The 10,298-nt window shown below is 71.6% G+C and carries 10 protein-coding genes and 1 pseudogene; 3 read left to right on the plus strand and 8 right to left on the minus strand.

What is annotated here, in order from left to right:
- The 6 genes and pseudogenes from N4P33_RS27310 to N4P33_RS27335 all read right to left on the minus strand — a co-directional run.
- Positions 1 to 1,161: pyruvate formate lyase family protein (locus tag N4P33_RS27310; RefSeq protein ID WP_313904598.1), on the minus strand; the 1,161-nt coding region annotated here is incomplete at its 3' end.
- A 235-nt stretch (positions 1,162 to 1,396) separates the two neighbouring features.
- Complete coding sequence (locus N4P33_RS27315) at positions 1,397 to 2,020, minus strand: DoxX family membrane protein (protein ID WP_260829459.1); 624 nt, start codon at positions 2,018 to 2,020, stop codon at positions 1,397 to 1,399.
- A 151-nt stretch (positions 2,021 to 2,171) separates the two neighbouring features.
- Complete coding sequence (locus N4P33_RS27320) at positions 2,172 to 2,321, minus strand: hypothetical protein (RefSeq protein ID WP_260829467.1); 150 nt, start codon at positions 2,319 to 2,321, stop codon at positions 2,172 to 2,174.
- 14 nt (positions 2,322 to 2,335) lie between these two features.
- Positions 2,336 to 2,919: pseudogene (locus N4P33_RS27325) on the minus strand (phosphoketolase); the annotation flags it as partial.
- 137 nt (positions 2,920 to 3,056) lie between these two features.
- Positions 3,057 to 3,887, minus strand: coding sequence for a universal stress protein (locus N4P33_RS27330; RefSeq protein ID WP_260829460.1), 831 nt, complete (start codon positions 3,885 to 3,887; stop codon positions 3,057 to 3,059).
- 269 nt (positions 3,888 to 4,156) lie between these two features.
- A complete protein-coding gene (locus N4P33_RS27335; RefSeq protein WP_260829461.1) occupies positions 4,157 to 4,597 on the minus strand; it encodes a pyridoxamine 5'-phosphate oxidase family protein in 441 nt (146 codons plus the stop codon).
- Between the two features lie 286 nt (positions 4,598 to 4,883).
- Between N4P33_RS27335 and N4P33_RS27340 the strand changes: the two genes are divergently transcribed.
- Positions 4,884 to 5,264: an STAS domain-containing protein gene (locus N4P33_RS27340; protein ID WP_260829462.1), complete on the plus strand. Its 381-nt coding sequence runs from the start codon at positions 4,884 to 4,886 to the stop codon at positions 5,262 to 5,264.
- A gap of 16 nt (positions 5,265 to 5,280) precedes the next feature.
- On the opposite strand, the gene N4P33_RS27345 is transcribed toward N4P33_RS27340, so the two are convergent.
- Positions 5,281 to 6,279, minus strand: a complete 999-nt coding sequence (locus N4P33_RS27345; RefSeq protein ID WP_260829463.1) for an Acg family FMN-binding oxidoreductase — start codon at positions 6,277 to 6,279, stop codon at positions 5,281 to 5,283.
- Positions 6,280 to 7,604: 1,325 nt separating this feature from the next.
- Complete coding sequence (locus tag N4P33_RS27350) at positions 7,605 to 8,528, minus strand: carbamate kinase (protein WP_260829464.1); 924 nt, start codon at positions 8,526 to 8,528, stop codon at positions 7,605 to 7,607.
- Positions 8,529 to 8,917: 389 nt separating this feature from the next.
- Here N4P33_RS27350 and N4P33_RS27355 point away from each other — a divergent pair, with 389 nt between their 5' ends.
- Positions 8,918 to 9,382 (plus strand): cyclic nucleotide-binding domain-containing protein, encoded by a 465-nt coding sequence (locus tag N4P33_RS27355; protein WP_260829465.1) that lies wholly within the window; start codon positions 8,918 to 8,920, stop codon positions 9,380 to 9,382.
- A 41-nt stretch (positions 9,383 to 9,423) separates the two neighbouring features.
- A complete protein-coding gene (locus N4P33_RS27360) occupies positions 9,424 to 10,086 on the plus strand; it encodes a CBS domain-containing protein (RefSeq protein WP_260829466.1) in 663 nt (220 codons plus the stop codon).
- The last annotated feature ends 212 nt before the right edge of the window (positions 10,087 to 10,298 follow it).

A 10,298-nucleotide genomic window follows, 5' to 3' on the forward strand; every position in this document is an offset into this window, starting at 1 on the left:
GCAGAACTCCTTGAAGCGGGACGGCAGTCGGGGCGACCACAGCACGGTCAGGTTGGGCTCGGGGGCCGGGCCCAGGTTGTAGAGAGTCTGCAGGAAGCGGAAGGAGGTGCGGGTGACGAGCGGCCGGCCGTCGGTGCCGATACCGCCGATGGACTCGGTCACCCAGGTCGGGTCACCGGAGAAGAGTTCGTCGTACTCGGGGGTGCGCAGGAACCGTACGATCCGCAGCTTGATCACGAAGTCGTCGATCAGCTCCTGGGCGCGGGTCTCATCGATGAGCCCCTCGTCCAGATCGCGCTGGAGATAGACGTCGAGGAAGGTGGAGGTGCGGCCCAGCGACATCGCGGCACCGTTCTGCTCCTTCACCGCGGCCGAGAAGCCCAGGTAGAGCCACTGCACGGCCTCGTGCGCGGTCGTGGCCGGCCGGGTGACGTCGCAGCCGTACGTGGCCGCCATCCGCGCCAGCTCGCCCAGTGCCTTGATCTGCTCGGCCAGTTCCTCGCGGTCGCGGATGACGTCCGGGCTGGAGGGCTCGGCGTCCAGCAGGACCCGCTCGGCGCGCTTGGCCTCGATCAGCCGGTCGGTGCCGTACAGCGCGACGCGACGGTAGTCGCCGATGATCCGGCCACGGCCGTAGGCGTCCGGCAGGCCGGTGATGATCCCGGCCCTGCGGGCGGCGCGCATCTCGGCGGTGTAGGCGTCGAAGACACCGTCATTGTGGGTCTTGCGGTAGCTGCCGAAGACCTTGCTCACAAACGGGTCGGGCTCGTAGCCGTACGCCTTCAGACCGTTCTCCACCATCCGCAGACCGCCGTTCGGCATGATCGCCCGCTTCAGCGGGGCGTCGGTCTGCAGGCCGACGATCAGCTCACGGTCCGGGTCGATGTAACCGGGCGCGTGCGAGGTGATCGTCGACGGGGTGGCGGCGTCCACGTCGAGGATGCCGCGCCGCCGCTCCTCGGGGAACAGGGCGCTGACCTTCTCCCAGACCGTGCGGGTGCGCTCGGTCGGGCCGGTCAGGAAGCCTGCGTCTCCTTCGTACGGCGTGTAGTTGGCCTGGATGAAGCCGCGCACATCTACCTGGTCCCGCCAGTGCGTACCGGAGAAGCCTCGCCATGCCTCGGTCGTGGCCCGGGGTCCAGCTGTCACCGTTGCCGTCATCGCCGGTCTCTCCCTCACTTGCACTCAGGATCTCTGCACTGTCGATGCTCCTCGCCCGCGATCCCTGCTGGGAGGGCCTGTCGGCGTACCCGGGGCACGCCGTCAGTCCCTCGCGTGCCGGGCCGTTGGGCCCGGTCAGGGAACGGACCTCGCCCTCGGCGAGCAGGTGGCGGCGAGCGACCGGGGCACCCCCGCCGATGAGCGGGGGTGCCCCGGTTTGACCGGCATGCGGCCCTCAGAGCAGCCAGCGGTTGCGGCTGACGAAGGGCAGGCGTGCCCAGGCCCTGCCGAGCCCCCACGTGGCGCCTGCGCCTGCTGCCGCGAGGGCGATGAGGACGACGGCGTAGATGAGGTGGTAGTCGACGAACGGGTTGGTGGACATGCTCGGCGATCCGTCGGACAGGTGCTGGGCCGGAGGCCACTCCGCGATCCACATCAGGGCCATCATGGCGGTGCCGGCGACCGCGGCGAGCCGCAGGCCGATACCGAGGATCAGCGCCAGGCCGACGCCGAGCAGGCCCAGCATGAACAGCCAGTTGGCCCACGCGGCCCCGGCCCAGTCGTGGAAGGTGGACTCCATCGGCCCGACCGTCACGCCGCTGAGGAAGCCCTTGGTCGGCGAGCCGCCGTCGATCCAGCCCTTGCCGGACGGCGTGGCGTAGCCGAGGCCGAAGGTCTTGTCGAGGAACGCCCACAGGAAGACGAACCCGGTCAGCAGGCGGAGTCCGGCGAACACGTACGCGCGGGTCGCCGTCGCCGCGGCGGTCGTCTCGTCGGCGGAGGCGGGAGCCGTCCCCGCCCTGCGCAGGGACGGGAAGCGGAATCCCTGATGCCGGTGGGGGTGGTCGTGCACTGCCATGATGCTCATCCCTTTCGAAGGGTGCGACGCGCGGAATGTGGACGACTTTCGTTGCGCCTTCAATGTCCCGCGTCGTCAGCGCCCGGAAGAGGGGCTGCAGGGCCCGGCCAGCGGGCCGAACGGCCCCTCCGTCCGGGCCCGTTGGCGTCGGTCAGCCGTCCCAGGACCAGTCGGCGACCTCCGGAAGGTCGGTTCCGTGGGCGCGGATCCAGTCGTGGTGGCGCAGCCGGGCGTCCTCCATCCGCTGGCGTACGGCCGCGGCGCGCACCGCCAGGCCGGGGACGCGGTCGATGACGTCCATGACCAGGCGGCAGCGAGGAGCTTGTTGGAGTGCCAGGAGGCGGCCAGCGGCCCGGTCTCCGCCTCGCCGTCCCCGACGACACAGGCGACCAGCAGGCCGGGGTTGTCCAGCGCGGCCCCGTAGGCGTGCGAGAGGGAGTAGCCCAGCTCGCCGCCCTGTGGATGGAGCCCGGCGTCTCAGGCGCGACGTGGCTGGGCACCCCTCCGGGGAAGGAGAACTGCTTGAACAGCCGGGCCATGCCGGCCGCGTCGCGGGTGATGTCTGGATACGTCTGGGTGTACGAGCCCTCCAGCCAGGAGCCCGCGACCACCGCGGGGCCGCCGTGGCCGGGGCCCCAGATGCACAGGGCGTCCAGTTCCCGGGCCCGGATGACGCGGTTGAGGTGGGTGTAGACGACGTTCAGGCCGGGTGAGGTGCCCCAGTGGCCGAGCAGCCGCGGCTTGACGTGCTCCGGGCGCAGCGGCTCGGCCAGCAGGGGGTTGGCCATGAGGTAGATCTGGCCGACGGACAGGTAGTTCGCGGCGCGCCAGTGGGCGTCCAGCAGCCTCAGCTCGTCGTCGGAGAGCGGGGTCGGCGTCCGCTGCGTGTCGACGGACATCATCGGGTCCCTTCCGGATCGGGGCTCGGTCGGAGGTGCATGCGGGTGGTGCATGCGGGTCCGTACCTCCCCACACTCCCCCGACGCGCCGGGCACCCGACAGGGCCGACCGGACCATCCCGGAATCGCGGTGCCCGTCATCCGGTCGGCACGAGCACGACAGGGCAGTGGGAGTTCTGCAGCAGGACGTGCGCGACCGGGCCGACCGGTGGCCCCAGCCGGACCGCGCTCCGGCGCATGCCGATGACCACGACGCCGGCCTCGCGCGTGCCCGCCAGCAGGGCGTGGGCCGGGCCGGTGCGGACCGTGCGGCTGTCGACCTCCACCTGGGGATACTCCTCCCTCAGTCGGGCGATACTGAACCGCGGCACGGCTTCTTCCGCCACGTCGATCCGGGCCTGGCGCTCCTGGCCTCGGCTCGTCGCGGCCACCAGCGAGGGCAGTTCGGGCGTGGTGTGCCGGTGCGTCGAGGCATGCAGGACACGCAGCCGGACGCCGCGCCGTGCCGCTTCCTGGAAGGCATAGGCGGCTGCGGCCTCGTCTGCGCCGCTCTCCAGACCGAGCAGTACCCCGTGTCCCTCGTCGCAGGGATGGTCCCCGCGTACGACCATCAGGGGACCGTGCACGTGCGCGGCAAGGCGCCAGCTCACCGAGCCCGCAAGCAGACCGGAGACGGTGCCGAACCCCCGGGTGCCCACGACGGTGAGGGCCGCGTCCTCACTCTCCCGCGCCAGCGCCCGCACGGCGCCGTCCTCCACGGCCCTGGTCTCCACCGGCAGACCGGGATGGCGGTCGTAGACCCGTGTGGCGGCCGACGCCAGCACCGGCCCCGCCTCGTCGCGGTCGGCCACGGCGTAGACGACGCGCAACGCGGTGCCGCGGCGCACCGCTTCCTCGGCGGCCCGGTCCAGGGCCCGTACGGCGACCAGTGAACCGTCCACTCCGGCGACCACATGACGATCAGTCATTGTCCTGTTCCTTCCCTTCCGTGCGCGGGGTGTTCACCCCTCGGCGTGACGCCGAGGGCGGTGGCGAACCCACGCCGTCGATGGGGCGTCGATCCCACGACGGGTCCACGGCGGGTCCACGAAGGATGCTCGGCGTCCGCGGCGGCCAGGGGCAGGGGCCGATGGAACCCCTCGGCACGCCGTGCGGCCCGTCCAGTCGGGACGAAAGGCCCGGGCAGACCCCGGCCGGGCCGGACGAGCGGGCTCCCGGGGACGGCGGCAGGAGACCTTCAAGCGCTGAGGTCCACGCCATACAGGGTGCGTCCGCCGATGAGCTCGCGCCCGGTGACCAGCTCAGGCTCGATGCGGAGGAAGACCTCCTGCGGCGCGGGCACCCAGGAGACCGGGCCGGTACCGGTCAGGCGTTCATGCTCGTCGGGGTCGGTCACCACCGTGGCCGAGCCTGTGACGACAACGCTCCAGCCGGAGTGCCGGGTCGCGTCGACGTCGTCTGCCTCGAAGGCGACCACCGCGCCGTCGACCGCGCGGACCAGATCCGAGGCCGCTGAGGTGCGCAGCAGGACCGCGCCGTCGTCGTCGAGGCTGAAGTTCACCGGGAGGACGGCGGGCAGGGCCCGGTGCGTGAAGACGATGCGGCCGACGGGCACCTTGGCCATCAGCCGCAGACACTCGTACCGCCCGAGTTCGCGGAAACCGTCGTTGGGGTACATGAGCCAACCTGTCTTTCGCCTGGTACAGCGGTACTGCGGCTTTCCATCCTGAACCGCGTGAGACGGGGAATGAGGGGGCCATCGGTCCCGGCCGGCCCGGAGAACGACCCGTGTCACACCGCGATCGATCCCCCCGTGGTCCCGGCCCTTCCGGGGAGGCGCTGGCATCGTTTGGACCGGTCGGCCGTTTCACCCCCGCACGGCGGGCGCGGCCGACCCCACCCGAACCGGGCGGTAGGGCCGACCGGCCCTACCGCCACCTCGCTTTGCCCTGTTGTCTCAGACCATGTCCGGAATTGACCCCAGGTCCGCGCCTCACCACACGGAACACACCGTCGGTGAAACCACCGTCGTGGAGCTGCGCGGCGAGATCGACATCTTCACGGCGCCGCCCCTCGCGGCCCGGCTGGAGGCCCTGACTGCCGGCCCGCACCCCGATCTGGTGCTCGACCTGCGTTCCACGGCCTTCATCGACTGCACCGGCCTGGGCGTGCTGTGCCGGGCACGGAACCGAGCCGAGGCACGGTACGGCCGGCTGCGGCTGGTCACCGACAGCACCGGCTTCCGGCGGATCCTTCGCGCCGTGGGCCTGGCAGGTGTCTTCGAGCTGCACTCCAGCCTGAGCGCGGCCCTGGACCGTACGTCCGCGGCCGTCGCCGCGGGCTGAATGGCGGGACGGGTGGCTAGCAGCTTGCCTGCGCCTCCTCGAGCACCGCGCGCGCGGCGCGCCGCGGGCTCGCCGCGCCCTCGGGGCCGTAGCCGAGGCGGATGAGCATCTGCGCATGGCCGGTCCGCCCGGGCGTCGGGCTCAGGGACCTGCGCAGGTCCGGCCACTCCAGCGCCTGGTGCAGCAGGGAAGCGCGCAGTCCATGGGCGGTGGCGAGGAGCCACACGTGCTGGAGTGCCTGTCCGGCCCGCAGCCAGTCGGCGCGGCGGTCGTGCTCGGTGATCAGGACAGCGATGGTGGGCGCCACCTCGAACAGCTGGGCGATGAGCCGCTCGGTGTGCCGCTGCGCGGTGAAGTCCCGCAGGGGAAGACGTTCGCGGGAATCCTGGGGGCCGAGCACTGCCTGTGGCAGGCCCACATCGGGAGTGGGCCGCCGGTCGTGGTGCACCCAGCGGTTGCTCTCCGCAGCGCGGTCGGCGTCGATGCGGTTGCGGCGCTCGGCTTCCGCGGTCAGGCGGAGCAGCCGCGCCGTCTCGACGGGGTCGGGGAACCACAGCCGCGCGCCCTCCACGCGGGCCGCTTCACCGAGTTCGCTGCGCAGCTGCGGTGGCAGCGGCCGGCCCGAGAAGGGCAGGCGGCTGCTGTGCCTGCGCCAGATCGCTTCATACAGGTCGGTGCGATGCCCCGTGGGGCGGCCGGCGGCCCCGGCCACGCGGACGACGGCGAGCAGGGCGGGGTCCTCCGGGGAGGGCAACAGGCGCCTGACCGGTGACCATCCGCAGTGCGCGATCGCGACCCGGAGATTCAGCAGGCTCGCCCCCGCCGACAGGTGCAGGGCGCGGCCTGCCGGGTCCGTGTGCCGCAGGCCGCGTTCGGGGGCGGCGCGCACCTGGAGCGTGGCCGACTCGGCGTCCAGGCGGAAGCGCCAGGGCTGGGTGTTGTGGATCGAGGGCGCGGCGACCGCGGCCGACACGCAGGTCTCCGGAATCACCCTGTCCAGAACTGTGCTGTGCATGATGTCCTCCTCACGCGTCGGCATGCGACCGGGGGTGCTGTCCTACGAGCGTGGGCGCCCGGCCACCGCGCAGTGAGGGGCCGATGGTCCCGCCGCCGGGCCCGGACGGGCCACACCTCACCGCGTGCGCGGCGGACGGGCACACTGCCGTGCCTGCCTCCTCCGGCCACCTCCGCGTATGGGCTGAACGTTTCGACATCGACTACGAGTTGGTCCCGTCCGGCCCTCCGATGCTGCCTGGTCGGCCCATGCCCAGGCTTTCTGTCGGCTGTCACCTTCGTGACCGTCACGATGCAGAGGAGGGGCAGACCGATGGATGGCAGCTGGCGTGCGAAGCAGAAGTTCTGGCGGTGGCGGAACAACCCTCCCCCACTCTCGGCTTCGCTCGAGCGGGGGGACCCCCACGACGGCGCGGTGACATCGTCGAAGCGTGGGTCGTGCCGGCCGTGTGGGTGGTCATGGCGGTGGGCGGCGCGGTCGTCGCTCTGGTGACGGCTCACGCAGCCGACGAGGTGTTCGCCCAGCAGCGCGCCGAGCGCTTCTCCGTGCGCGGTGTGCTCCTCGCCGACGTCCCGCGGAGCGTGTCGGGGGCCGGGAGCAGCAGCGACAAGACCGCCGCGCGAGTCCGGTGGACGGACCCCGACGGTTCCGTCCACACCGACAGGACCCTAGGCCCTGTCGTCAAATCCCCGTCGTCCGCCCGGAGGGCGGGCCTGGCGGCGGCGTGGGGGCACCTCCCGCCCGAGCCGTGCGAAGCGCGGTTCGAGGGTGGGGGAGCGTGCTCTCGGCGTGCCGGGCGTCGACCGGCGTACTGGTTGTACGTGGTCGGCGCCCGGTGCGGCGAGTGGGGGCACCTCCCACGCCCTTAAGGCAGTGGGGGAGCGTGCATGGCGTCGCCAGGCAGACGGGGATTCGACGACAGGGCCTAGTGGACACCGCTCTGAAGGCCGGGTCCAGGGTCGTTGTCTGGACGGACGGGCGGGGCGAGATCACCGCTGAACCGCCCAGTGGCACGGAAGCGGCTGCCGAAGCCGGTGTTCTGGCCGCCGGGGCCGCGCTCGCCTTCGCCGGCCTCGTCTGCGGCGCCGGAGCCCTCTCACGGTGGAGGCTCCAGAGGCAGCGCATCGAGCAGTGGGGCAGGGACTGGGACCTGGTCGGTCCTCAGTGGAGTCACAAGACCGGATGATCCACGCCTGGCCACGGCCGCCGGAGTGTGGTCAAGGCTTACGAGGACACGGGCGGGCGGGTCACCTGCCTCCAGGAGCTCCAGTTCGGCCCACGGGACATTGCACTGTGGGCCGCCCCCTCCCCCAGGGCGAGGCATCTCAGCCGACGATCAGGTCGGCACGCACCAACGTCCCCGACCTCCCGTGAACGATCTCGTACGCGGCGTCGAGGGCTCCGATGGCCGCCAGTGCTCCGGTGCGCTCGACGAACCGGGCGGCGGCCTCCGCCTTGGGGCCCATGGAACCGTCGGGGTAGCCGGCGCGGCGCAGGTCGTCGGGCGTTGCGTCGAGGACGGGCTGCTGGTCGTGGGTGCCATAGCCGGCATAGACGCACGGGACGTCGGTGAGGATGAGCAGGAAGTCGGCCTTGAGGTCCTCGGCGAGCACAGCCGCCGTGAGGTCCTTGTCGACGATCGCGTCGATGCCGGTCAGTGCGCCGGTGTCGTTGTCGGCGGTGACAGGGACGCCTCCACCGCCGGCGCACAAGACCACGGCGCCGCTGCCGAGGAGGTCGTGGATGGTCTCGCTCTCCAGAATCCGTTCGGGCGACGGTGAGGGGACCACGCGGCGCCAGCCTCTGCCGTCCTTGGCGATGTGCCAGCCGTGCCTGCGGGCCAGGGATTCGGCGATCTTGCGGGAGTACACCTGGCCGACGAACGTCGTGGGCCGGCCGAATGCCGGGTCGTCGGCCCGCACGAGGGTATGGGTGACCAGCGCGGCGATCCGGTGCCCCGGCAGCACGTCGTACAGCGCGCGGACCAGCAGCGAGCCGATCATCCCCTGTGTCTGGGCACCGAGCAGGTCCAGAGGGTAGGGAGCCCTCAGCACCGGATCGGCGGCGCTCTCCTCGGCGAGAAGACCGAGCTGCGGCCCGTTGCCATGGGTGACGACGATCTCGTGTTCCAGGGCCAGGCCGGCGATCGCGGTGGCCACCCGGTCGATATTCGCCTCCTGAACGTGGGCGTCGGGACGATCGCTCCGGCGCAACAGGGCGTTGCCGCCCAGGGCGATGACGATACGCATGGCTTTGGACCTCCAGGGTGGCTACGAACACAGCGCTGATGGTGCGCAACCGGTTCTCCGCCTGATCGAAGGCGATAGAAAGCGGGCGCGGAGAAGACCTCGGTCGACCAGGCCTGGCTGCACAAGTGACCGCCGTGGAGACCACCAGAAGAACCACGAACAGCCTCCAGAACTCCGAGGTCATGACGTAACCACAACTGCACCCCCTTCCACCGAGTCGACTTTCGTCTTCATCGAACATCCGGAGCCGTTCCGGCACAGGGTGCCGAAGGACCCGGACGCGGTGCCGGTCGGCCCGGCCATGGGGCCTGGTGGCCCATCGTCCGGCACAGGGCACGGGAGCACGCTGGAAGCGGCCGATCCCACGACGCCCTGACTGGAGGCACGTCATGAACGCTCCCGCCACGGCCGGCATGCTGCAGGCCCTGCCCGCCGAGCACCGGCAGCGGCTGATGCGCTGCGCCCGGGAGGTGTCGTTCCCCCAGGGCACCCGCCTCTGCGAGGAAGGGGGCCGCGCCGACCGGTTCTGGATCATCCGCACCGGCAGTGTCGCTCTCGACATGCGCGTGCCCGACCGCCAGCCCGCCGTCATCGAGACCCTCCGGCACAACGAACTCATCGGCTGGTCCTGGCTGTTCGCCCCGCACTCCTGGCACCTGGGCGCCGAGGCGACCAGCCCGGTGCGCGCCTACGAGTTCGATGCCACCGCGATCCGTTCGATGTGCCAGGACGACCCCGCGCTCGGCGCGAGCGTCGCCCACTGGGTGGGCGGCGTTCTCGCCCACCGGCTGCGCTCGACCCGCACCCGGCTGCTCGACCTGTACGCCCCCTATGGCAGCGGCAGCCTCCTGTGACGACACCGACGACTCGAAGCGACAGCGCCCCGGGAGGCACGATGCACGGCAGCCCGCACATCGTCAGCGACGCGATGACGCACACCGTCGCCGCCATCGGCCGCGGCGCCTCCTTCAAGGAGATCGTGCGGACGATGCAGGACTGGAAGGTCAGCGCCCTTCCCGTCCTGGAGGGCGAGGGCCGCGTCGTCGGGATCGTCTCCGAGGCCGATCTGCTGCACAAAGAGGAGTTCCGCGACAGCGACCCCGACCTCGCCAACGCCGGCGCGGTGACCGCCGGGGAGCTGATGACCTCCCCCGCCCTCACCGTCCACGCGGACGCGACCCTCGCCCGGGCCGCGCGGACCATGGCACACGCCAAGGTCAAGCGGCTCCCGGTCGTCGATGAGCTGGGCATGCTGCAGGGCATCGTCAGCCGCGCCGACCTGCTGAAGGTGTTCCTGCGCGAGGACGAGGAGATCGCGGAGGAGGTCCGCCGGGAGGTGGTGTCCTACCTCTTCCCCGCGCCGACGTCCGCCGCGCGTGTGGCCGTGCGGGACGGGATCGTGACGCTCAGCGGCCGCATCCGCGGCACGTCCCTGGTCCCCGTGGCCGCACGTCTGATCCGCGCCGTTGAAGGGGTCGTGGACGTGGAGTTCGACGTCAGCGGGCCCGGTCGTCCCTCGGAGCACGCCCCTCACAGCGAGAACCCCTCAGCCTCGTGAACCACCCGAGCGAACACTGAGTCGCGGCACGGCCTACCGCCTCCCTTGCGGTGGACCAGGGACTGCTGCAGGACACTGGATCCTGTCCCTCGTCACCCCGTCCACACGCAACTCAGCTGCCGTTCCTCACGGCACCTTTCGACACGGCTCATCAGCTCCGCGGGGTGACGCCCGTGGGGCACGGTACGACGGCAGTGACCGTCTTGCCCGCC

The sequence above is a fragment of the Streptomyces sp. 15-116A genome, from assembly GCF_025290915.1.
GTDB lineage: Bacteria > Actinomycetota > Actinomycetes > Streptomycetales > Streptomycetaceae > Streptomyces.